The 22,823-nt window shown below is 59.0% G+C and carries 26 protein-coding genes and 2 pseudogenes; 16 read left to right on the top strand and 12 right to left on the bottom strand.

Going from position 1 to position 22,823, the window contains the following annotated elements:
- Both RHBS_RS09255 and RHBS_RS09260 read right to left on the bottom strand, forming a co-directional pair.
- Positions 1-257 (bottom strand): annotated as a pseudogene (locus RHBS_RS09255) (hypothetical protein); the annotation flags it as partial.
- Positions 258-761 (bottom strand): hypothetical protein, encoded by a 504-nt coding sequence (locus RHBS_RS09260; protein ID WP_128645404.1) that lies wholly within the window; start codon positions 759-761, stop codon positions 258-260.
- Positions 762-1,038: 277 nt separating this feature from the next.
- Here RHBS_RS09260 and RHBS_RS09265 point away from each other — a divergent pair, with 277 nt between their 5' ends.
- From RHBS_RS09265 to RHBS_RS09280, 4 genes are all read left to right on the top strand, one after another.
- Complete coding sequence (locus RHBS_RS09265) at positions 1,039-1,689, top strand: hypothetical protein (RefSeq protein ID WP_128645405.1); 651 nt, start codon at positions 1,039-1,041, stop codon at positions 1,687-1,689.
- 112 nt (positions 1,690-1,801) lie between these two features.
- Positions 1,802-2,179 (top strand): hypothetical protein, encoded by a 378-nt coding sequence (locus RHBS_RS09270; RefSeq protein WP_128645406.1) that lies wholly within the window; start codon positions 1,802-1,804, stop codon positions 2,177-2,179.
- 303 nt (positions 2,180-2,482) lie between these two features.
- A complete protein-coding gene (locus RHBS_RS09275; protein WP_128645407.1) occupies positions 2,483-3,742 on the top strand; it encodes a hypothetical protein in 1,260 nt (419 codons plus the stop codon).
- Positions 3,739-3,984 (top strand): hypothetical protein, encoded by a 246-nt coding sequence (locus tag RHBS_RS09280; protein ID WP_128645408.1) that lies wholly within the window; start codon positions 3,739-3,741, stop codon positions 3,982-3,984. The genes RHBS_RS09275 and RHBS_RS09280 overlap by 4 nt, the downstream gene beginning before the upstream one ends.
- 198 nt (positions 3,985-4,182) lie before the next feature.
- Here RHBS_RS09280 and RHBS_RS30385 read toward each other — a convergent pair whose 3' ends face one another.
- Positions 4,183-4,497 carry a DUF4190 domain-containing protein gene (locus RHBS_RS30385; RefSeq protein ID WP_237669126.1) on the bottom strand — a complete coding sequence of 105 codons (315 nt, stop codon included), beginning with the start codon at positions 4,495-4,497 and terminating at the stop codon, positions 4,183-4,185.
- A 308-nt stretch (positions 4,498-4,805) separates the two neighbouring features.
- Between RHBS_RS30385 and RHBS_RS09290 the strand changes: the two genes are divergently transcribed.
- Positions 4,806-5,018 (top strand): hypothetical protein, encoded by a 213-nt coding sequence (locus tag RHBS_RS09290; RefSeq protein WP_128645410.1) that lies wholly within the window; start codon positions 4,806-4,808, stop codon positions 5,016-5,018.
- 304 nt (positions 5,019-5,322) lie between these two features.
- Here RHBS_RS09290 and RHBS_RS09295 read toward each other — a convergent pair whose 3' ends face one another.
- The 6 genes from RHBS_RS09295 to RHBS_RS09315 form a co-directional block, all read right to left on the bottom strand.
- Positions 5,323-5,688 (bottom strand): DUF6188 family protein, encoded by a 366-nt coding sequence (locus RHBS_RS09295; protein ID WP_128645411.1) that lies wholly within the window; start codon positions 5,686-5,688, stop codon positions 5,323-5,325.
- A gap of 155 nt (positions 5,689-5,843) precedes the next feature.
- Positions 5,844-6,806, bottom strand: a complete 963-nt coding sequence (locus RHBS_RS09300) for a hypothetical protein (RefSeq protein ID WP_128645412.1) — start codon at positions 6,804-6,806, stop codon at positions 5,844-5,846.
- Positions 6,807-6,941: 135 nt separating this feature from the next.
- Entirely contained in the window at positions 6,942-7,247 is a 306-nt protein-coding gene (locus tag RHBS_RS09305; RefSeq protein ID WP_128645413.1) for a WXG100 family type VII secretion target, read from the bottom strand.
- Positions 7,240-7,563 (bottom strand): WXG100 family type VII secretion target, encoded by a 324-nt coding sequence (locus RHBS_RS28855; RefSeq protein ID WP_187298426.1) that lies wholly within the window; start codon positions 7,561-7,563, stop codon positions 7,240-7,242. Before RHBS_RS28855 ends, RHBS_RS09305 begins: the two co-directional genes overlap by 8 nt.
- A gap of 131 nt (positions 7,564-7,694) precedes the next feature.
- Complete coding sequence (locus RHBS_RS28860; RefSeq protein ID WP_187298427.1) at positions 7,695-7,976, bottom strand: hypothetical protein; 282 nt, start codon at positions 7,974-7,976, stop codon at positions 7,695-7,697.
- Positions 7,976-8,872, bottom strand: a complete 897-nt coding sequence (locus tag RHBS_RS09315; protein WP_128645415.1) for a LysR family transcriptional regulator — start codon at positions 8,870-8,872, stop codon at positions 7,976-7,978. Before RHBS_RS09315 ends, RHBS_RS28860 begins: the two co-directional genes overlap by 1 nt.
- Positions 8,873-8,962: 90 nt before the next feature.
- Here RHBS_RS09315 and RHBS_RS09320 point away from each other — a divergent pair, with 90 nt between their 5' ends.
- Positions 8,963-9,655: an SDR family oxidoreductase gene (locus RHBS_RS09320; protein WP_236745359.1), complete on the top strand. Its 693-nt coding sequence runs from the start codon at positions 8,963-8,965 to the stop codon at positions 9,653-9,655.
- 63 nt (positions 9,656-9,718) lie between these two features.
- On the opposite strand, the gene RHBS_RS09325 is transcribed toward RHBS_RS09320, so the two are convergent.
- Positions 9,719-10,360, bottom strand: a complete 642-nt coding sequence (locus tag RHBS_RS09325; protein ID WP_128645416.1) for a vWA domain-containing protein — start codon at positions 10,358-10,360, stop codon at positions 9,719-9,721.
- A gap of 79 nt (positions 10,361-10,439) precedes the next feature.
- Entirely contained in the window at positions 10,440-11,063 is a 624-nt protein-coding gene (locus RHBS_RS09330) for a DUF4352 domain-containing protein (RefSeq protein WP_128645417.1), read from the bottom strand.
- Between the two features lie 110 nt (positions 11,064-11,173).
- Between RHBS_RS09330 and RHBS_RS09335 the strand changes: the two genes are divergently transcribed.
- From RHBS_RS09335 to RHBS_RS32160, 4 genes are all read left to right on the top strand, one after another.
- Complete coding sequence (locus RHBS_RS09335) at positions 11,174-12,433, top strand: sensor histidine kinase (protein WP_128645418.1); 1,260 nt, start codon at positions 11,174-11,176, stop codon at positions 12,431-12,433.
- A 38-nt stretch (positions 12,434-12,471) separates the two neighbouring features.
- A complete protein-coding gene (locus tag RHBS_RS09340) occupies positions 12,472-13,125 on the top strand; it encodes a response regulator transcription factor (protein WP_128645419.1) in 654 nt (217 codons plus the stop codon).
- Positions 13,126-13,556: 431 nt separating this feature from the next.
- Positions 13,557-14,681 (top strand): ParB N-terminal domain-containing protein, encoded by a 1,125-nt coding sequence (locus RHBS_RS09345; protein WP_128645420.1) that lies wholly within the window; start codon positions 13,557-13,559, stop codon positions 14,679-14,681.
- Between the two features lie 152 nt (positions 14,682-14,833).
- Positions 14,834-15,514 carry a restriction endonuclease gene (locus tag RHBS_RS32160; RefSeq protein ID WP_128645421.1) on the top strand — a complete coding sequence of 227 codons (681 nt, stop codon included), beginning with the start codon at positions 14,834-14,836 and terminating at the stop codon, positions 15,512-15,514.
- 57 nt (positions 15,515-15,571) lie between these two features.
- On the opposite strand, the gene dndA is transcribed toward RHBS_RS32160, so the two are convergent.
- Positions 15,572-16,762, bottom strand: coding sequence for a cysteine desulfurase DndA (dndA, locus tag RHBS_RS09355; RefSeq protein ID WP_094643706.1), 1,191 nt, complete (start codon positions 16,760-16,762; stop codon positions 15,572-15,574).
- 100 nt (positions 16,763-16,862) lie between these two features.
- On the opposite strand from dndA, the gene dndB reads away from it, so the two are divergent.
- The 6 genes and pseudogenes from dndB to RHBS_RS09385 all read left to right on the top strand — a co-directional run.
- Entirely contained in the window at positions 16,863-17,990 is a 1,128-nt protein-coding gene (gene dndB, locus RHBS_RS09360) for a DNA sulfur modification protein DndB (RefSeq protein ID WP_094643707.1), read from the top strand.
- Positions 17,987-19,516, top strand: coding sequence for a DNA phosphorothioation system sulfurtransferase DndC (dndC, locus tag RHBS_RS09365; protein ID WP_094643708.1), 1,530 nt, complete (start codon positions 17,987-17,989; stop codon positions 19,514-19,516). Before dndB ends, dndC begins: the two co-directional genes overlap by 4 nt.
- Complete coding sequence (gene dndD, locus RHBS_RS09370; RefSeq protein WP_094643709.1) at positions 19,513-21,486, top strand: DNA sulfur modification protein DndD; 1,974 nt, start codon at positions 19,513-19,515, stop codon at positions 21,484-21,486. The genes dndC and dndD overlap by 4 nt, the downstream gene beginning before the upstream one ends.
- A 5-nt stretch (positions 21,487-21,491) precedes the next feature.
- The gene (gene dndE, locus RHBS_RS09375; RefSeq protein ID WP_080735803.1) at positions 21,492-21,872 is read left to right on the top strand and encodes a DNA sulfur modification protein DndE; all 381 of its coding nucleotides are present in this window, start codon (positions 21,492-21,494) and stop codon (positions 21,870-21,872) included.
- 9 nt (positions 21,873-21,881) lie between these two features.
- The gene (locus tag RHBS_RS09380) at positions 21,882-22,238 is read left to right on the top strand and encodes a DNA phosphorothioation-associated putative methyltransferase (protein ID WP_128645422.1); all 357 of its coding nucleotides are present in this window, start codon (positions 21,882-21,884) and stop codon (positions 22,236-22,238) included.
- Positions 22,239-22,299: 61 nt separating this feature from the next.
- Positions 22,300-22,823: pseudogene (locus RHBS_RS09385) on the top strand (transposase); the annotation flags it as partial.

The following is a 22,823-nucleotide window of genomic DNA, read 5'->3' on the forward strand; positions in this document are numbered from 1 at the left end:
GCAATCCTCTCGAACTTTTCGCCGAGCTGCCTGGCCGAATCCAAGGTGCCGAATGCCGCGACGTCGACCAAATACTCCGTCTTACGCGCCATATTTTGCAAGTGCCGAATGTAGGCAGCGCAGACCTCGTCGCACCGGAACGCCACGCCTTCGGGAATTTCGAGCTGTCCGGACTCTGCCTGCATCGACAGCGACTGCCACTGCTGCATCGAAGCCGCCAGCTCGTTCGTTTCTGACCCCATTGCTTCTTCCCCCAACTAGTTCGATGAAGGCATGAATGCCCGGAGCGAACGCGCCAACCGTTCGACCTCGACACACGGATCTCCAAGGGGCTCGGTCGCCAGAAAGCCGTCGAGGATGAGGTAGAACACGCCAGTAGGGTGTTCGAAGGCGACGCCGCAGTTGACCTCGTTGTACTGAGCAGTCCGGCGGAACCTCAAACCGTCGAGGCCCTCAATCGGCTCGAACTGCCCGAAACGTCCACTGCCACGTAGATAGTCCAGGCTCTCATCGGACGAGAAGATCCCGAGGTAATACCACGCGTCGGCAAAGGGTTGGTCCAGATACACGTCATCCAGTTCTCCGAAATCGGCAGCTCCCCCACCAAGTTCGAAGACTTCGTCTCCACGGCCAACCCCGCGTCTTCGATGGCAGCGTCTGGGATGGTGCACGGATCCCACGCACCATTCGCCGGAGCGGTTGCCATCACCGATGTCGTCGACGGTGCCGCAGCGGGTATGCTTTCGGTCGCCCCTGCGCATCCGGTTGCCACCAGCATCACACCGACCGCACTCCCGATCAGCAATCGCACGTTGATCACAGCACTCCGTCCTTGGAACCCATCCTTGGTGTTGGACGCAGCTACCGGTGCATCGGTTCCATTGGATCGGACCCAGTTGCAACTGGCTTTTGCCGATCGGTGCGACGCAGTCTTCACTTGAGTGAACACCGTCGCACCCCGGGGTCGAAGCCGTGGCAGGGCAACACTCCAACCGAATTTCTCTACGCAGATCGGACACCCGTCATCATGGGCACGTGATGAAACAGGGAAGTGGTTTTGCTTTGCTCGGCGCGGTGATTGCATTGCTGGGCCACTCGGCAACCAGAACCGCGGGGTACTCGGCGTACGTCTCCGGCGGATCGTTCTATGGTCCGGACACCACGCTGGGGCCGTGGGTGCAGCCCATTGTCGCTGCTTCAGTCGGAGCAGTGGTGGGCATGCTCGCAGGCCTGGTGCTTCACCTGTGCGGCTTTCGATTCGCCGTCGACCCCTCTCGACGAGTGGGGCTTGTCGTCGTTGCCGGTCTGATCGGAGTGACGCTAGGGATGACGCCCCTGCTGATACTCATCGGATCGAGCTTTTCCGGTCTGAATTCGAGCGTATCGACCGACTACCTGCTGCCGATATACGCAGGCACCGGAGTTTTGGCCTACGTGCTCGGAATCGCCTCGGTTCGGTTGCTGCTCAGGGTAAGTCACGATCCGTTGTCGTCCCGGACGACCAAGGTCGTGGCTGCCTTTCTCCCGATCGGAGGTGTCCTCGCCACCCTCGTCGGAACGGGGACTGCCTGGACTCTCGGATTCTCCGCGACGGCATCCACCTTTGTCGCCGTGATCGCGGCGGTGCTGTGCGTACTCGTGGCGACCTTTGCGCTCGCACGGGCTTGGGCGTTGCGTGCGACAGCGTAGGAGCTCGAGGGTCGACCGCCGCGACGCCTAGAGTTGTGCGCGTGGCCGTGTCGGTCGACGCGGCTAGCCAAGGTCGTTTTGCCTCGGGGCAGTTGAACGAGAGAGGAAGCCGATGATCATCACCGGGTTGTTCTTCGCGGAGTACGCGCGAGCCTCCAACGACATGCTCGACATCCTCGGCGGCGTCTGGGATTCCTGCACGGTTGCTCGCGAGACCCGCATGCTCGAATGCAGCCTGGTCGCGCTGTTGCAGACGGGACCCGACGACATCGGTAAGGACTTCCCCGCGACTCTCGAAGTGCTCGACGGAAGCGGCGAACACATCGTGAATCAGCGGGGCCTTCAGATCCCCGGTGCCGGCTTCACCGGGGAGAATCGGTTCTGGTTCCTGCCGATGCAGATGGTGTTCCGCGACGAAGGACGGCACAACTTCATCCTCAGCGCCGGTGGGGCTACTGCGAGCGTCGGGCTTCGCATCGCGTTCGCCTGACACCTGGCCCGGTGCCAGCGGCAGAGGCAGAGGCAGAGAGGAAGCAAGGAGGAGGGGATGGTGGTGGGGACGGCGGAATACTCGCTGGGAAAGCCGCCGATTATGCAAATCGAAAATCTACCGGCACCCGGGTGCTCTTGGCAGTCCTCTTTTCGGATGACCTCAATGGTTGCTACGAGCTGGAAGAATGCAATCATTCGATTGGATGATCCATTCTAAACTCCCCACCTGTAGATTGCCTCCATGAAATGTCGGAATTATCCGAGGCGGTCGACCATCATCGCGGCGAGCCTCGTCGCCGCGATGACTCTGACACAGTGCTCGACATTCACGAATGTTCCAACGCCCGGCGACTCAACGTCCGTCAGAAGTGTCGTCGATACGAAAGTCGGCCAGTCGGGATTCAACGCAACCGTCGACCAGGTGACAGTCGACGCCCCCGCCGACGTCGCGACAGTCGGAACGCCGGTCCGGGTCGAGAAGAACGACAAACCCTTGCCGGGATTGTGGGGCCAGTTTGCCGACAGAGTAGGGCATGGCGTCGAGATCACGCTGGGCGATAACGAGCAACCCAGTTCTCCCATCACACTGCACTTCGATCAAGTAGACACAGATTCGAACATCTTTGTTCTCAGCGAGTCGAACGGGGTCATAAGTCTTCTTTCCCCAGAGAAATCTGCAACTCTTGTAGTTCAGTCGAACCACCTATCATCGTTCTGGCCGGTCTTGATTAAAATCTCTGACCTTGCCGACACTGTATTCACCGCGGCCAGTGACGCCCTTCAGATGACGACTCCCCGCCCGGGCTGCTTCAGGGCTGACGGAAACTATTCAGATTTGGGTGTAACGATCACCCGAGTTCCGAGCGACGTCGCATGGCCGTGCCTCGGAAATGCTGGTGGCAAGATACGGCTGTCAGTGCAATCCAACAGCTCGGTGGCGTGGAGGTTGTCGACTACACCTGAATGGGAACTTCGCACCCCGACTGCGTACACAGCTGCAAATTTGCTCGCGCTGAGCACATGGCGTGTCACGTCCCCCGACGTCCTGGACGAGCAGATGATGCTTCCTGGAGAAACCTCTGAGTTCGAAACTTCGCCCTTGTCGGACACGAAAGTCGAGATGATGGTCGATCCAGTCCTGTCGCAGGTAAGAACCCTTGCACTTGGCATCGGCTTCCTACTCCCCGACGAGGCAGTCGACTCGATCTCCCGTGCCGAGTGTCTACCTGACCTCATCAATTCGGGTGCAGTCGAAAACAACCCTAGTGCAACGGGATTTGCATCGGTCCTGCGTTGTTTCGGGGCAGCAGTCGGCGGTGCTGCAGGCGCGGTGGTCGGACTTCTCGCCGCAGCGCCGGCCGCCTTGTGGTCACAGCTCGAGGGCCTGCTACGTACTGCAACAGGCTCGATCGGCAGAGCTTCGCGGTGTCCGCCAGAGAGATCACGCCACTTCCGGTCGGCACCGGTGCCCCGGTCGCACTCGCGGATGTCGAACCGTGGCTCGGCGACTGGACTGGTCCCGTCAATCAGTCTGGATCGCGACCCTACTCAGTACGCATGACGCTCGCGCATGACGGCAGAACAGTGGTAGGACTTGTCGAGTACCCGGAACTCTCATGCAGTGGAGTTCTGAACAATGCTCAGCTGGTCGGCGATGCCCTGACGATCCAGGAAGAGATCACGAAGAACGGCGGCTGCCTGAAATTCGTCGACCTCACGCTCGCACTCGCTCCGGGCCGAATCGACTACAGTTTCAATCAAATGTATACCGGGTCAGGGCGACTGACTCGGCCCGGCACTTGACCGACTAATACTGCAAACCCACCTTGCCGTGCGTACGAAATCGTCCGGTGACTGGATCTCAAGATCCGACATGAGTTGACATTCCTTGCTCAGCCCAGGCGAGAAACACCACTGGACTATTGATTCCACGCCGAAACCAGCGGCTCGGTAACGGTCAACCGACCGCCGAGCAATGGCCAGTTTTGCGGAAACCGACAATCATAGCCCGATCATGAGCGCGGCAACCGCGATCACGACAAGCGCGATCCACGCGTAGCTGATTATCAGACCAGCCAAAGCCAGCCCGTCACCACCTTCACCGGATCGATCTATTTCCCCTCGTGCGATGTGTCCCAACGGGATTGCAGCGATAGGAAAGATGAACGCAAGAATCAGAGTGAGGATTGCCTTCGAGTTGGTCATTACCGGTGCCCTCAGGGCTCCACCGGACACCTGGTCTGCCGTGACCGGGGTACCACCCGTGGTGTAGCCGACGACAGGATAGATCGGTTGGCCTTGGTGTGTATACCCCATAGGAACCGCCTGCGATGGGGCCGTCATCTCCGCTTGGATTCTGCGATGCCGACGGACGACCAAGGTGATAGTACCTGCGACGAGAATCAGCAAGATCAGAGGAAACAATACGTCCACGGGTGCCACTGTCTCCGATTGCAAGCTGGGAATCAAGCAGAATGGCGTTACGTTATCCAAACATTCAGCCCTAGGTCCATCCGCCAATCGGATGAACGCGCAAAAGCGAATAATCACAACACTCTACGTTTCCCGCTCGCCAGCCGGATCGGATGGCCCATTTGCCGAATCCAGGCACGCGCTTAGGCAGGATGTCTCGACTCAGCGAGTCGGAGACATCGCCGCCCTCGCAGAACCCGCTCCACTACTCGTCGAGCGGTGCGGGCAACGGCCTCGTCGATCAGGAATCCCTTGCTGTCGACGGCGACACCCGAGGTGGCACGTTCCAAGTCGGCCAGCAATTCCTCGGCCTCACGTACCTCATCATCCAACGGCACAGCACCATTCGCACAGGGGCGGGTTGAGCCAGATGAATACATGCGCGCCAACGAAACCGAGACCCGCCAGCGCACGAGTATCGGCCACGAACGCATCGGCATCGCGGAAGTTCGCGACGTCAGCGTGGTGCGGTGGAAAACATCATCATGCGCAAGGTTGTGTTGATCCTGGTGATGGCATTACAACCCACTATCGCCCCGCCGTGGTTGGAACCCCGTATCACTCGAAACACGGCGGTCGCTGATCTAATCAGGTCCAGGCAGGTTCGTCAGCCGAATGGCAGCCCGACCGGCTCTGTCTCCGAGACCATCATTGCCGGTCCCGCTCCCTTCAGTCCCAGACTGTGAGCCCGCCGCCGGCCACACTGACCGCCTTGAAACCTTGGGGTGCCGCAACGGTCCAGGCTTCGAAATCGGGGTCGAAAGGAACTACAAGGCTTGCACGGTCGGCAAACTCGATCCGCAGGTCGCCGTCGTCGGAAGCGTACGCACGTACGACCTGTCTGCCCTCGAGACGCCTGACAGCGGTGTTGTCGGAGAGCGATTCGTCCGGCACACCTCGGAACCCGTCGGACCCAGGCTCATCGAGCCGAAAAGTCGATTCGATACGTAGTTCGTAATCATGATTCGTACGCAGCGCGAGGGAGAACCCGAACTCGAGCGACACGATCAATTGACCTACCAGAGGAATGTCCACGTTCTACCACCCTCTCGGGACTGAAAATGAGCCGTCCGGCTCGATGGGAAAATGGGTCTCAGGGTTGGGCCCCGGTTTACCGTCCAGGTTGATGGGCTGACCATGTTCGTTGTAGTAGCGAACATACCCGTTCGGGTACCGCGCAGTCGGATCCATTATCCGCATCGAATCGGAATTTCCGGAGGATCCCGCTTCTGCCACATCTCGCCCATTCCATTTCTTGCAGGGGAACGTACCCACCCGGTAGGAACATGCGGCGGCGGTCCCACCGGGGCAGGCTTCGTCCGCCTTCCCAGATCCTTGATACGTCCTAAAGTTGCACGCAGTCGCTTGAGGTCCTTCGTGAATTCAAGCCTGGTACCCAGACCTTTGGTTGATTTCCAGAAGACGATCGCATCTCGGACGATCTTGCCGTACTTCAGTACTGCTCTGGTCGACGCACCGGCACCAGCAATAGCCCCGGCCCCAAAGGTGATGAACGAGGCCGCGATTGCCACGGCTGCGGTTACCGCAAGTTCCTTAGCAAGGTCAGTGAGGATCGACTCGAGATCCTCACGCAGTTCCACTAACGACGACTTGTACTCGGCACACGCGTCGCGCAACTCAGCTGCTGCGGCTATCAGGTCGGATGCCGCTGTGCCCAACTCACGCAAGTCGTCATCGATGAACTCGACGTCGGGGCCGATCGTATCGGCGAACAACGCTGCCGCGGCGACGAGATCCTCTGGCAGATTGGTCGATCCACTGCCCGTAGCAAGGACGTTCCACGCGCCCAAAGCGAGCTCCAGTTTGGCTGTGTCACCGTCTGGAATCGGTATTCCGATCTCCCCGACCAGCCCGAGACCGTCGTCGAACAGCCCGTCGCCGGTTCCCCCTGCCGCCGGCGCTGGTGTGAGAACTGTCGTTTCGTTGTAGTTCGGTAGCTCAGGCATAGTCGGCGGGCCACCTGACTGGCTGGCTGCCCACTCTGCGACGGCGTAGTTGTAACCGGCCTGGGTCAACACGTCACCGTAGTTTTCGAGTGCTTCCACCAGATCGTTCACACCCAAATAGAAGTCGTTGACATGCTCGTCGTATCTTCCGGCCCAGGTGGCACCTTCGGGGTAGGCACCTGCCATCGAGCCACACCGATCCAACACACTCCCCGCGGAGCGCACTGCGTCGCACAGGCCCGATGCCACCCTGAAACAAACGTTGGCGGCGGCGTAGTAGGTGTTGGGATCCACATGGAGTTTATTCGGAGCCACAGAATTTCATTCCCGCCCAAGCATTTTCAGGTTTGTTCCTACGGCGTCCGAGTACTGGTGGTGCGCGTTTCTGAGGCGCGCCTGAACATTGGAAATCTCGGCGGTCAACTCACCCACTGCGGTATGCCAAGCAAGGTGTCGTTCTGTGTAGGCGTCAGCTGCCTCACCGGTCCAACACGACCTCACACTCGCTGCCTGCGCGGATAGCTCAGCCACGTTTCGATCAATAGACTCGATCAATCCGTCGAGCCGCGTGACCAAAGTTTCAAGATCGCCCAGCTCGACGGCGAACTCAGCTTCGGATTCAGCCAAGGTCGAGAACCGATACGCGCAGTGCGATCACATCATCTGCATCGACATACTCCCGAGCTGCTTGCTCGAGATCAATTGCGATCGATGCCAGCTCCTGTGTCACAACCCGGGCACGAGTACACAGCTTCTCCCAATGAGCATCGAACGCACTACCGGAAGCACCAACCCAACCATCGGCCATACGTTCGACATCAGGTTGTACTGAACCGAGTGCGCGAGCAAGCTCATCGGCAACACGGTAAGTCGACCGACACAAACCATGCAATTCCCCCGGCACCACCGACAACGGTTCAGATCCCATCAACACCTCCCCCATCGAACGTCCAGCATCTGTTGACCTATCGAGCAGCTGTCCGTTAGACGCAGCAGCGCCGTCCGCGGTTCCACTCGGATGGCAGTCGAGAGTCTGCAGCGAGTGACCATGCACCTGGCCGTCGCCCACTTCTGCTAATCCCGTCGCGCTCGTCTGCGTTCCTCCGGGGTGAAAGCCGATACCGAACGCGCATCGACACCGGCCCATCGCTTCCGATGCTGGTAGTCCGCCACCGAATCGAAGGCTGCCGTCACGCCGACCGACGTCGAGACGTACGTCATCGATTTGTCCCGCTGAAAGCCCAGATCGGCACCCACCTCGACGGCGTCGATGTTAGATCCCAGGAAAACGAAGTTGCTGATACTCGTGACGCCACTGCCACCCACGATTGCGCTGCAATGGTTGGAGAGTCGCATCAACTCGAAATACGGCGGTCGGTGATCTCAGTGGATCGGCGCACGCCGAGGGCTACGGTCCGTCTTTCGAACGCAATCCCGACTGCCGACCGGACCAATGCTGATACCTCCGGCGATCGGACTCCGGCCGGCCACCCGATGACCGTCGTGATCATCGGCGCATCAACGACAGGTACGGCCACATGCTCGGGCCACTGCCACGCCCGACTCGACGCTGGGATCACCAGCAGCGCCTGACCCAGCGCGACCAGTTGGGCGATCTGCGATTGAGCGCGCACCTCAGGCCCGGGTCCCTTCGGATAGGTTCCGTCGAGCTGTGGCCATCGGGCCATCGGTAGATCCGGGACGTCGCGGATATCGTCCATGCTCAGTTCGTCTTTCGCGGCCAAGGGGTGATCACGCGGAACGATCGCGACCTGCCCCTCGGTGAGGAGGTCCTCGGAGTCGAACCCGACGAGGTCGTCGACGGGGCGATGCATCAGCGCCACGTCGGCATCACCGCGGCGAAGATATTCGGCCTGCTCACCGACTTCACACAACACGACATCCACGTCAGCGGGGTACACATCGAGAACGCGGCGTAGGAGCTCGTGGGACGCACCGGCTTTGGTTACCAGTTTGACTCTGGTACCAGCGGCTCGTGCTCGCTGCGCTGCCGCTGCGACCGCGTCGAGCGCCGTCGCAGCGTCCCTCAGGAACACAGCACCGGCAGCAGTGAGTGCGACTCCGCGGCGATTCCGATCCAGGAGCGCGACGCCTAGTCGGCGCTCCATCCTGCTGATCGCTCGCGAGAGCGGTGGCTGGGCGATCCCCAGGCGTTGCGCTGCGCGCCCGAAGTGCAGCTCCTCGGCAACGGCGATGAAGTACCGGAGTTCGCGTGTTTCGAGATCGTCCACTGGGACAGCGTAGCTGTGATACCCGTCGAGTATCACAGGTTGGTCGATCGGTATTGGACGCACTTGCTCTCGACGCCGACGATGGATCGCATGACGACAAAGACCGCGCTGATCACCGGTGCCAACAAAGGGATCGGCTTTGCTATCGCACACGGACTCGGAATGCAGGGAATCAGAGTGGGAATCGGGGCCCGCAACGATGCACGACGACAGGACGCGGTCGCCAAGCTTCGTGCTGCGGGCATCGATGCGTTCGGAGTCCCCCTCGATGTCACGTCGGACCACAGCGTTGCGGCCGCCGCCAACTCCATCCGCGACCTGGACATACTGGTGAACAACGCAGGCATCTCCGGCGGCGACCAACAGAATCCGACGACGCTGGATATCGACGTATTGCGGACTGCATTGGACACCAACGTATTCGGGGTCATCAGAGTGACGAACGCATTGCTTCCGACCCTTCTTCAGTCTTCCTCGCCACGCATTGTCAATGTCTCGAGCAACATGGGCTCGCTCGCGCTACAGACCGGCCCGATAATGGCGGCATATGCTCCATCCAAGACCATGGTGAACGCGATGACCGTGCAGTACGCACGGCAACTCGTGGACACTGCGGTGATCGTGAATGCGTGCTGCCCGGGCTATGTGGCAACGGATTTCACCGGATTCGCATCCACACGCACGCCGGCGGAGGGTGCGCGCATCGCACTGCAGCTCGCCACCCTGCCCGACGATGGCCCGCGGGGCGGATTCTTCGACGACGCCGGATCGGTGGCCTGGTGAGACTCTCGGTTCCGATCCGACCACCGCCGGCGGTGTCGAGGAGAAGTAGTAGACCGCCCCCTCCTACTCCCCTCTCGCTCGTCTGCGATCCTCCGGGCTGAAAGCGGACACCGAAGGCGCATCGACACCGGCCGATCGCTTTCGATGCTGATACTCCGCCACCGAATCGAAGGCTGCCGTCACGCCGACCGACGTCGAGACGTACGTCATCGACTTGCCGCGCTGAAAACCCAGATCGGCACCGACCTCGACGGCGTCGATGTTCGATCCCAGAAACACGAAGTCCCAGCTGTAGTCCTCCTGCCGGTGAATCAGCTCCCGCACAGCAGAATTCGTCCACTCCCGGCTCGCGTTCTCGTGACCGTCGGTCATCACGAGCACCGTCACCGAGCCGGGACGGTCGTCTTCCGGTATCGCGGCCAGCCCGATGCCGACCTCGCTGACGAGCCGGCCGATCGCGTCGTACAACGCGGTGCTCCCCCGCGGCTCGAGCACGAGCGGGTCCACATCCTCGATGGGCGTGTTGTCGTAGACCAGCTCGTACCGGTCGTCGAACTGCGCGAGCGTGACCACAGTCCGACCGTCGGCCTCACGCTCCTTGGTGATGAACGAGTCGAATCCGCCGCGGGTGTCGTCGGCGATGGAATGCATCGAGCCGGACCGGTCGAGCAGTGCAGCGACGAGGGACAGCTGAGGGTTGGTCATAGTTTCCTCCTTCAGGTCGCAGCCTGAACTGCGTCGAATGAATTGATTTGAGGTACAACGGAAGAGCGATGATCGATGGCTACCGCAGCGCAACCGTCGTACCGCCTGAGAACGCCGAATCATGCAGCTCGATCTCGGCAGGCACGGTCCCGACGGGGACGTCGAACACGACGGTCGTGTCCAGCGCGTTGCCCGGATTAATCTGTTCGTAGCCGATGCCCTCATCGAGGTAGGCAGTCGCGAGGCTGTCGACCGAGTACCGCTTGCCGTCGGCGTCGAGCAACTTCTGCGAGGACGCGTCCAAGCTCTGTGCTCGGTCGCCGATGTTGCGCACGGTCATCGTCACCTGGACGTACTCGCCCTGCGCAGTCTGCGTCAGGTACTCCGAGCCGACGGTCGCGACGGGTGGCGCGACCGCGGTGACGACGAACTCGAACTTGCCGTCGCGCACCGGGACTCCGATCCCTGGACTACTCGGCTCGGCCGGGGCCGCAGGAGCCGCTTCTTCCGACGACGGGGAACCGGCCGGCGCGGGAGCCGTCGGGCTCTCCGAAGAGCCACCACCGATGAGCCGAATGAGGACACCCAGCACGACGATTACCAGGATGACGGTCAGGATCTTGTGTCGGGCAAACCAACTCTTCTTCTGCTCGGGAGCGGGCGGAGCGTACTGCTGCTGGGGGTTCGGGTTGTGGTTGGTCATGTCGAAATTCCTCTCGTTCGGCGATGCATCAACCACACCGCAGTCAGCCCTGTCCGCGCCTCGGCTGACCGGTCGGTGCGCCTCCTTCTTTCGGTCGCATCCGATCGGTCATGCGGGCCGTTCGGACGATTCGCAATGTCGGTGCTCGGCCGTACGCTGCAGTTCGTGAGCACCACCGGACAGGCACCCTGCGCCGCACAGCCTGGACGACGGCGGCGGTGGCCTTCAGCCTGTTCTGCTCGATGATGACCGCCGGGTTGGCGGGTGCGTCCGGGACGCCGGGGTGGAACCTGGGCCTCGGCGTCGCGCTCAACCTGATCGCAGGCGTCGCCTTGATCTGGCGACACGAACGGCCATGGGTCGTTCTGGGTTTGGCGTTGGCCGGGCCGCTGTTCTTTGCGACCGATGCGACAGCAGCGTTGATTGCCCTGTTTGCCGGATGTGCGTTCGCACGAACCAAGCCGCTGGTGATAGCTGCCATCGCGGTATACGTCGCGTGCGGGGTGTCGTTGACGTACGACGCGCATCGCAGTCGGTACTACTCCGTCCTGACCATCGGTTCGACGAAGGCCGAGGATGGGTCCATGCCGGTGGAATGGGACGTCCCGGTGTGGATTCCGTGGGTCGTCGCGGCAGTGCTCGTCGGGTTGGTCGTGGGTGGAGCAATGCTGCACCGCACGCGATCCGACCTGACGGAGGCTGTGGTCACCCGAGACAAGGTGACGGTGGAGTCCAACGCTCTTCGTGAGGAGATGCTGCTGAATGCGGAACGTGCCCGCATTGCCCGCGACATGCACGACACCCTCGCGGCCAGCCTCAGCCGCATCTCACTGTTTGCAGGCGGAATGCAAGTCAACAGCGCCGATGGACCCGAGAAGGTGGCCCAAACTGCATCGATGATTCGGCAGACCGCCCACGATGCGCTCGACGAGCTCAAGCGCATCATCGGCGTGCTGCGCGGATCGGCCGATGCCTCGAGCGGTGGCCGGCAAAGTTTCGAGGGCATCTCCGATCTGATGCACACTGCGCGAGACGCAGGCTTGCACACGACGATGATGCTCGACGTGACGCCCGGCGAAATCGGCGCTGCAAGCAGTCATGTGGCGTATCGGGTGGTGCAGGAAGCGCTCACCAATGCGCAAAAGCACGCTAGCGGTTCCACCATTCGGGTGGTGGTGTACGGGTCCGATCAGACGGGCGTGCGCGTCGATGTGCGCAATCAGCTGATGGGTCAACCGGCGTTCGAGCACGGGTCGGGCACGGGGTTGGCAGGGTTGGCCGAACAGGTCCGCGGGGTGGGCGGCACATTCGCGGCCGGCCCGCAGCCGGGTGAATTCGTGGTCTCGTGTTGGTTGCCGTGGTACTCCTGACGGACGGTGTCGGAAGCGCGTTCTAAGCTCAGCGAACCATGACAGCGCCAGCCGTGATCACCGTTCTGATCGTCGACGACGACCCCTTTGTTCGACGTGGTGTGTCGGAAATCTTCGCGAAGACCCCGGACATTTCGGTGGTGGCCGACGTGGAGGACGGCGACCAGGTGCCTGCTGCTGTTGCGGCTTTCCGGCCGCACGTGGTGTTGATGGATCTTCAGATGCGCCGACTCGGCGGACTGGACTCCACCCGCGAGTTGATGACGCTGGCCCATCCGCCGAAAGTCATTGCGATGACGGCGATGGATGTGGACGATCTGGTGGTACGGGCCATCGAGGCTGGTGCACACAGCTTCTTGAGCAAGAGCGAGGCACCCGAGACGTTCCATCAGTCGGTTCGAGCAGTGGCATCCGGCAACACGTTGTTCAGTGAGGATTCGCTCCGAAAAATTGTGGCAACGTCGGTGTTGCCGGCGGCCCCGACGTCGGCGTCGATGGATGCGCTGAGCCCGAGGGAGCGAGATGTGTTGCGCATCTTGGCTACTGGTTCGACCAACGCGGATATATCCTCGGAGCTATTCCTCAGCGAGACGACGGTGAAGACCCATATCTCTGGGATATTCATGAAACTTGGTGTGCGCAATCGAGTCGAGGCGGCGCTGGCTGCCTTCCGGGCGGGAATGGTCACGTGAGCGGACCGAGCCTGAACCGGTGACCCGAGGCAGCACCCGTCCTGCGCGAAACTGGCGGAGCGATTGCTAACTTAAACGAGCGTTGGTAGGTACTTCGGTGAGCGACGACCGCGCAAGAGCGATCAAGGCCGCATTGAGGGCATCCTTCGCAATGGTCGATGGAGTGAAAGATCCGTCGAACGCCTGACTGCAGAGTAACTCCAGCCGCGATGTCGTGCGTCGAAACCACTGGCGCATTGATCAATATCGGCGGCAGTGACGTGACCTCGGCGGTCACTACCTTCGCCAGTCCGGGCAGGCCAAAGCGGCAATGCTTCACACTCTTCGCAAGTTTGCGCACGCTTCAGCAACCGACGGCCGAGAAACGCCGTCCACCTCACGTCCGTGAGTTATAATCGACGTTGAAGATCAGAAGACTAAAAGGAGAATCAGTGTACGACCAAGATTTGCTTGAAATGAACATTTCCCTCGATAAAATTTATCTGGACCCTAACAATCCTCGATTCACGAATCTGAAATCGAAGATCCCCGACAAAAGAGCCCACGAAGAACAGGTCCAAAAGAATACGGACGTTAGCATTCAGAAAGAAGGGGTCGAAGAGCTTGTCGGTAGCATTATTCAGAACGGATTCTTACCTCTGGATCGAATCGTAATTCGCGAACTTGAAATTGGAAGTGGTAGATATGTCGCAGTCGAAGGAAATCGGCGCGTCGCAGCACTCAAAACAGTTGAAAAGAGAATCAGCGGCGCTCTGATTGAAGAGTCCGATCTAAACGAGGAGGGTCAGGAACTACTTTTAGAATCTATACAAAGCATAAAATGCCTCGTATACACGGGTGCCCAGTCGAACGACATTGCGTGGATACTTCAGGGAATTAGGCACATTAGCGGAATTAGGGATTGGTCCCCCGCGCAGCGAGCAGAACTTGTATCACGAGAAATCGATGAGGGTGGTTTAAAATCCCGCCAGGTGGGTCAGAAGCTTGGAATATCAACACAAGCCGTGAATAGACTGTACAACGCCAACCGAGGCCTCCAGCAAATGCTCTCCGATGAAGACTACTCGAGCCGTGCAAAAAAAGAATATTTCACACTCTTCGAAGAAGCACACAGGAGGCCAAACATAAGGAACTGGCTTGGCTGGAATGAAGCAAGCAAGAACTACGAGAACATTGATAACCTGCAGACATTCTACGAGCTGGTCGGTGAAGATCCGGAAAACGGCAGTAAGCGAAGAATTCACGACCCGCGCCAAATTGGCGCTCTGGAGCAGCTAGTCAAAAACAACCGAACTGACCTGATCGACAGCGTGCTGCAGTACGCCATGCCGATCGACGAGGCCAAAGGCCGTCTTGACGAATCGTCAGCAAAGCACGATTGGAAAGCTGAGATTCAGCGAGCGACAAAAGCGCTTGAAAGCCTTCCTGCGACAATGCTCATGTCACAGCCGAAAGATGTTTCGTCATCGCTTCAATCACTCGCTGATGTTATCGCGTCTCTTCTCGCTGCGGTATCAGCCCCCAAGCAAGGCGATTCCGCCTCGGAGACTTCGTAAGCAATGAATGCGCTGAAAATCGTTCGAGAAGAGGCATATACCCTCGCCACTTCAACGCAGCCCAGAAAGTCAGTGCACGTCCTGAGTCACCTATCGTGCGCGTTTGTGAAATCAGGTTACTCTTCCATGCAAAGCGACGAATTGGCTGAGCAATGGCTGGGGCGATTTTGCAACATTTTGAGACATTTACAGATCGCACGTGGTCTGCGGAGGGAATTGACCCTCCGCTTTACGCATCTACACTGCAGGCAGACGTGCTTTTAGGGGTAAATCACAAATACTTCCGGGGGGGTACAACTGGAGAAAACTTACGCATAATCGAGTTTGTAAAGTGCTGCGAACCCCGTGAATTTGTATGGTCTTGCGCGGTAGCGCTCGCATATTCAGGCGCTTCTAGAGTCTACGTAGTTGATGGATCCAACGATGGCGGTATAGACGTCTTAGGACTTTATCAGACGAGCCCGATCCAGGCTTTATGCATATCTATTCAAGCAAAAGCGTGGACCGGGGTCCTATCTGGGCAACACGTAGAAGACGTGGTAAATAAATATTTGTATGGACTGCAAAAGCCCGTTTGGCATATCTATGACTCGTTAATTGATATCAATTCTCAGCCGGGATTCTCGAGGGCACTGGTCATTGCCTCGCGTGACGGCTTTGGCTCGTCGGCATTGACCACTTCACGAAAGCTTGCGAACGTATGCTGGAATTCCTACAAGATCGGCTCTTTAATACCGCCAACTTGCGATTACGAACGATTCTCCGGTCTGGTCAACCACCTCTCTGCCGATAAGATCGGCCGCACGACAAACATAGTTCCAATGATTTTATGACTTTCAACCAGACAGTGGAGCGGCATACGGTAGCTCACCAATCTTATGGTTTGTAATCTAGCGGTGTCGAATCCGTTCAAGAGCAGAGCCTATGGCCAGCCAGTCTGGCCGCGGAGTTAAGTGGCACCACGATAGGCGGAGCGCACCGTTGATCCTGTCCTCGCCGAGATCCATTGCTACCAGCACGTGACTTGGTTCGTAAGCTTGCGAAGTACACGCAGACCCGTTCGAAATAGCTGCCGTACCTTTTAGCGCGACAAGTGCTGCCTCAGAGTCCAAGCCAGGCACCGAGAAGTTCAAGGTGTGAGGCAACGCCCGTGACGGGTCTCCATTTATTAAGATACTAAGCGGAGCAAGCGCGGTTAGCGCTTGCTCCCTCAGTTGCAGCGCGTATTTTTTGCGCTCCAGGCGCTTAGCTCCGGCCAGCTCGATTGCAGTTCCAAGTCCAGCGATGAGCGGTACCGGCAAGGTGCCGGGACGAAGGCCTCGTTCTTGGCCGCCTCCAACAAATAGCGCGCTCAGTGGGATGCGCTCGTAGCCACGACGTCGAGCGATCAAGGCACCGATACCTTTCGGCGCGTAAACCTTATGACCAGACAAACTAATTAGGTCAATCCTAGAGTTGTCGAAGATGTCCGCGACTTTTCCGTAGGCCTGCGCTCCGTCTACATGAAAAAATGCACCATGGCTCGTCAGACACGCCGCAATGTCGGAGATCGGTTGAAACACGCCCGTCTCGTTGTTTGCGGCCATAACCGACACTAGGTGTGTGTCAGGACGAAGGGCCGCTGATATGTCATCCGCCGAAACCCAGCCATCAGAATTGGGTGATACTTCGGTGATCTCGAACCCACGTCTTCCGAGCTCACGAATTGGCTCCAAAACAGCTTTGTGCTCGATCTGAGTGGTCACGATGTGCATGTGTCCCGAGTCACGACCGGCTTGCTCGAGTCCAAGGATCGCAAGATTGTTGCTCTCAGTAGCCCCGCTAGTGAAGATTACCTCGTCTGGCTTGGCACCCGCGGGTGCCGCAACCTGCTCACGGGCACGATTCACGCGTTCCTTAGCGCGTTGCCCATACGCGTGCGTGCGGCTGCCGGCGTTACCGAAATCTTCCTGCAGGTAGTGGATGACCTCTGCCAGGACTTCAGGATCGATTGGCGTCGTTGCGTTGCAGTCCAGGTACACCGGAGACGCTGCAGCGGCGTCGCTCAGCAAAGAGTTGTCGGTACCCGGAGCTATCGTCATGCCCGAGACTGTACGCCAAAATCGACGCGGGTGTTCGTTAAACCCGGCGTGTTGTTCGGATGTATAGTTCCGTACATCACCGACCAACGTTTGGAGAGACATGGTCAAGCAGTCCAGCTCGGTAGTTGCTCGAAGCCCGGGCTTCGAGTACGTCTTCCCTGCCATCCGGGGGGTTCAAGCCGGGCGGGGCTACTTCGTGACCATGTGCCCCTTGAGACTAATACCGCGCCTGTTCCTGTTTGACGATGAGGAGCTTGTCCCGGAGATGCGTGCGCAGCGGACGCTCAACAAGGCACGAGTACCGGAGATCGCTCGCTACGTGGTCGAAAATCCGGACAGCTACGTCTTCTCAGCGCTCACGGCGTCAGTCGACGCCGACGTCACCTTCGAGCCCTTCGGCGGCGGTGGACCGAATGACCGCATCGGCACGCTTACCATCCCTATGTCGGCCAAGTTCGTGATCAACGATGGCCAGCATCGTCGCGCGGCGATCCAGGAAGCTCTGAGTCAGAACCCAGACCTTGGTGACGAGACCATCGCTATCGTCATGTTCCTGGATCTCGGGCTCAAGCGTTGTCAGCAGATGTTTGCAGACCTGAACAGGTACGCCATCCGACCCGCAAAATCGATCAGTGTGTTGTACGACCATCGAGATGACCTGTCGGCCATCACGCGCGTCGTTGTCTTCCAGTCCGACTTCTACAACGATCTGACGGAGACCGAGTCGAGCAACTTGGCAACCCGCTCACGGAAGCTGTTTACGTTGTCCGCGATGTACAGCGCAAACCGGGCACTTCTCGACGGTCTCGATGACAGCAGTTTCGATCAGAAAGTCGAAATGGCTCAGGTCTTCTGGGACACCGTCTCGAAGTACATCCCCGAGTGGACTCAAGTTCGCCAACGCGAAGTCAGCGCCGGCGAAATCCGCAGGGACTTCATACACAGCCACGGCATCGTGTTGCACTCACTCGGCAAGGTCGGCAACAGCATTCTGCGGGACACACCAGACAAGAAGAAGTGGCCAAAGATTCTGAAGCAACTCGGAGACATCGATTGGCATCGATCGAATTCGTCCGTATGGGAAGGCCGGGCAATGTCCGGTGGTCGCGTCTCGAAGAGCGCCGGCAACGTGTTGCTGACGACAGCGCTCATCAGAAGAACCTTGGGAATCCCGTTACCAGCCGACGAGCAGCGCGCCGAAACTGCATTTAATGGAGGAGACAAGTGACCATTAACCTACCGATCCGACCGCGATCTGCGTTCGACAATCTAGGGCTGTCGGGCACGATCGACGAATTGGTTGAGCAAACTCAGACTCTCTACCTCGAAGACGGTATCCCGTGGGTCATCGGTTATTCAGGTGGTAAAGACTCGACCGCTGTACTGCAGCTGGTTTGGATGGCCATCGCTCGCTTGGAGCCGGAGAAGCGAACCAAGCAGATTCATGTCATCAGCACCGACACATTGGTCGAGAACCCCATCGTTGCGGCGTGGGTCACGCACTCGCTGGAGACGATCAGGGCCGCTGCAACCCAACAGGATCTGCCGATCGAACCTCACCGTTTGACGCCTGCTGTCGCGGACACATTCTGGGTCAACTTGGCGGGTCGAGGATACCCTGCCCCACGGCCCAAGTTCCGGTGGTGCACAGAGCGGCTGAAGATCAAGCCCTCCAACAGTTTTATCATTAACATGGTGAAATCCCACGGAGAAGCGATACTGGTCCTGGGCACGCGTAAAGCTGAGAGCTCCGGTCGGTCACATCGAATGTCCGAGCTAGAGTCACGTCGGGTACGAGATCTACTCAGTCCCAACGACTCTCTTCCCAACTGCCTCGTCTACTCGCCTGTTGAGAATTGGTCCAACGACGATGTATGGACCTTCCTCATGCAAACCAAGAACCCATGGGGATACTCGAACAAAGAGCTTCTTACCATGTATCAAGGTGCCTCGTCCGATGGAGAGTGCCCGTTGGTCGTCGACTCCTCCACCCCGAGCTGCGGTGATAGCCGGTTTGGTTGCTGGACATGCACACTGGTCGACAAAGACAAGTCGATGTCGGCGATGATTCAGAATGACGAAGAGAAAGAGTGGATGCTTCCACTCTTAGAGCTTCGTAACGAACTCGATGTAGCCGATGACAGACATCTCCGCGATTTTCGCCGTATGAACGGGAGCGTCCAGCTCTTTCACGACCGAACCATCCCGGGCCCATACACGCAGAAGTCACGCGAACGATGGGTACGTAAGCTACTCGAAGCTCAGACATGGATTCGCGCAAACGGGCCGAAGATAGTCGAAAACCTTGAGTTGGTGACACTTCCGGAGCTCGAGGAAATTCGTCGGTTGTGGGTAGTCGAGAAGCACGAGTTCGAGGACAACCTGCCCGCCATCTATCGCGAAGTGACTGGCGAGGATTTCCCTGGACGCCCACTCGACGAGCATCTCCCCCTCGGTCCAGAGACGGTCGCCATCCTCCAGGAAGTCGTGGGCGACGACAGACTCCATTTTGAGCTCGTACGCGAGCTGCTCGACATCGAGCAGCGACACCGTTCACAAGCCCGCCGTGCCGGTCTTTTCGACTCTCTTACGAAGGCGATGCGCAGAGGTTTCTACGATGACGAGGACGACGCCCTAAACCGGGCTAACAAGCGGCGTGACGCGATTGAACGTGAGAGCGACTCCGACACACCCAGCGATCTCGACATTGCAGCGGGGTACGTTCGCGCAGTTCCGACAGGGGCAACAGATTGATACTCGATCATCTGGTCTTACAAAACGTCGGCACCTTCTCGGCGAGACACAAAATAGAACTCACACCGAAGTCGTCGACCAAGCCAATTATTTTGGTCGGCGGATTGAACGGTGCTGGCAAGACCACAATTTTGGAGGCAATTCACCTCGCGTTCTACGGAACGCTGGCTCAATCGACAGGGCGTCGAACCGGAAGCTACGAGAACTACCTCCGTAGCCTGGTGCACCGTGGTGCCGCTCCCGGCTCGACTTCAGCGGTCGAGCTCGAATTTCGCGCCAACCAACAAGGAGTCGAGCATAGATACCGTGTGATGCGTTCATGGGAGGGATCGAAAGACCCCGTACGCGAACGCCTCGAAGTGGAAGTGGACGGGGTCGTGGACAAGGCTCTGACCTCGACGTGGGGCGAACACGTCGAAACCTTCCTGCCGCGCGGTATCGCGGGTCTGTTCTTCTTCGACGGTGAGCAAATCGAGGCCCTGGCCGACATGCAAAAATCGCGCGAAGTGCTCGGATCGGCGTTGTCCACTTTGTTGGGACTCGATCTGGTCGAGCGACTCGCTACCGATCTGGCCGTTTTGAGACGCCGGCACCGAATGAATCAGATACCTGAAGCCCTCAAAGCCAAAGTGGCAGAGAAGAAGGACGCGGCGTCGAACTCTCGACAGGTAGAAGAGACCACTGTCGAGTCGCTGGCATCCGCCCGGGTCGAGTTGGAGCGCGCGGAAAAGCGTCACTTCGAGCTAACCGAGCGATATCGGTCGACCGGAGGTGAACTGCTCGACAAACGTGTGGCCACCGAAAGTTCGGCGCAGCTGCATCGGGAATCTCTGGACCAGATCGAGGCTGAACTGCGAGAGGAAGCCGCCGATGTCGCTCCTTTGCTTCAGATCAGCGAGCTTCTCGAGGGGCTGGAACGGCAAAGCCTGGCGGAAGTCAATGCCACAAACCAGCGAATAGTCGCAGACGCTCTCGTTTTGCGTGACCAGGCAATCGTCGACATGCTCTCGACGGCCAGCGTCGATGCCTCTGCCTTGGACACCATCGCTCTGTACATGTCAGAAGATCGCACACGTCGTGAATCAGAAGGAACGGTGCCGCACGTGACCGGCCTTCAGAATCCAGCGGGCATCGCGTTCCTACGAGAGTCAGCACTACCGGGTGCCCGAAGACGACTTGCGTCGCTTCTGGAGCGTAGACACTCGACCCGTACGGAATTGGATCAGCTCGAGCGCGTCCTGGTTGCCATGCCAGATCCCGAGTCACTTCATGATTTGAAGGCCGAATTGGACGTTGCTTCCTCTGACCTCGTGCGTAAGCAAGCGACTCTTCAAATGGTGCAGGAAGCGCTTACATCAACCAGAGCGGACAGAGTCAAGGCTGATGCAGCATACGAGAGTGAACTAGACCGTCTCGCACACGCAGAGCTATCCACGGATGACGACACTCGGATCGTCACTCACGTAGACAAGGTCAAGGAAACTCTCGAATCTCTTCGTGGGGCGGCCACACGCCGATACCTGGGAAGGATCGGAGAGCTCGTCCTCGAAGCGCTGCAACGGCTACTTCGCAAAGAGTCCCTCGTGGCTTCGGTAAATATCGACCCCGATACCTACACAGTCGAACTTGTAGGGAGAGACGGAAACGTACTTCCAGCCAACCAGATGTCTGCTGGTGAACGTCAACTACTCGCAGTCTCGCTGCTCTGGGGCTTGGCGCGGGCGTCCGGACAACCGCTACCAGTTGTCGTCGACACGCCGCTGGGCAGGCTGGACGGATCTCATCGAGGCCACTTGGTCGACCGATACTTCCCGTATGCAAGCCATCAAGTGATCCTCTTGTCCACGGACACCGAGATCGACGAAATTACTTATGCGCGAATCAAGAAATTCGTTGGCCGCGCGTACAGACTCGATTTTGACCAGGCAACGAACTCCACGTCCGTGCTGCCCGGCTACTTCTGGGAGTAACTAAAGTGCCACTCGAACATGTTCGCTTGTCCCAAACCGCCCGCGACCAACTAGTAACACTCAAACGGCGCACCAAGATCGAACATTGGAACGTTCTGTGCAGGTGGGCTCTGTGCCGATCGCTCGCCGAACCGACGGTCCCCCCCGCCATACGACTCGTTACCGACAGCAGCGTTGAGATGACCTGGAAAGTCTTCGCCGGTTCTCACGGAGAAACACTATGGGCACTAATGAGATACAGGTGCCACCGAGATGGACTGCCGTTGGACGAAGACACTGTTGCCAACTATCTCCGATTGCATCTTCACCGAGGAATCGGATACTTGATTGGTGACACCCGTTCTTCGGACATCGGGGGGCTGGTCAAGCTTGCGCTGACAGAGTAGGTCATTGGCATGCATCTGGAGAACGTTGCTCGGCACAGGACCGCCATGGCGCGGACAGCCCTGTCCAGGCCCGTAGAAACCGCCCTTGCGGACCAAATCCTCACGACAGGTATGTCGTTTTTCGACTACGGGTGCGGGCGGGGGGACGATCTGCGGGGCTTGTCTGCCTTGGGTTACCGGGCATCCGGCTGGGACCCTGGCCATCGTCCTGAGGCAGTCAGATCTTCTGCAGACGTGGTCAACTTAGGGTTCGTAGTCAACGTGATCGAAAACCCTGCTGAGCGGCTAGAGACAGTCAGGTCCGCCTGGGGGCTTGCGCGGCGAGTTCTGATCGTGTCCGGGCGACTTGGTTGGGTCCCCAGGTAGAAGTCCAGTGTCTGTGTGAGTTTCGTGTCCGAGAATGGACACAGGAGGAAATTCACGAATCATGGCACGCAGACACACCCCCGAGCAGGTCATCGCCAAAGTCCGGCAGGGCCAGAAAATGCTCAATGACGGACGCCCGATGGTCGAGGTCATCAAGGAGCTTCAGGTCACCGAGGCGACTTGGTACCGCTGGCTGAACCAGTACGGGTCCGAGAAGAACGCCGAGGCGTCCAAACGGACCAAGGAGCTGGAGAAGGAGAACGCCCGGCTCAAGCGCCTGCTGGCCGAGAAGGAACTGGCCATCGACATCCTCAACGAGGTGGCCAAGGGAAAATTCTAAGCCCCGAACCCCGCCGCCGTGCCGTGCGCATGGCGGTGGAGAAGTTCGGGGCTTCCGAACGCTTCGCGTGCGCGCTTCTGGGCCAGAACCGGTCCGCGTTCCGCAAGAAGAAGCCCGACATGGGCTTCGAGGAAATGCAGCTCCGCGCAGCCTTGCGCGCCGTCGCCGGCAAGCACCCCGCGTGGGGCTGGCGGAAGGCCCCGCTGGCACCTGCTCGCCCAGCCGGAGTGGGGACGGTCGTGGCG

This window comes from Rhodococcus sp. BS-15, assembly GCF_000813105.1.
Lineage (GTDB): Bacteria > Actinomycetota > Actinomycetes > Mycobacteriales > Mycobacteriaceae > Rhodococcoides.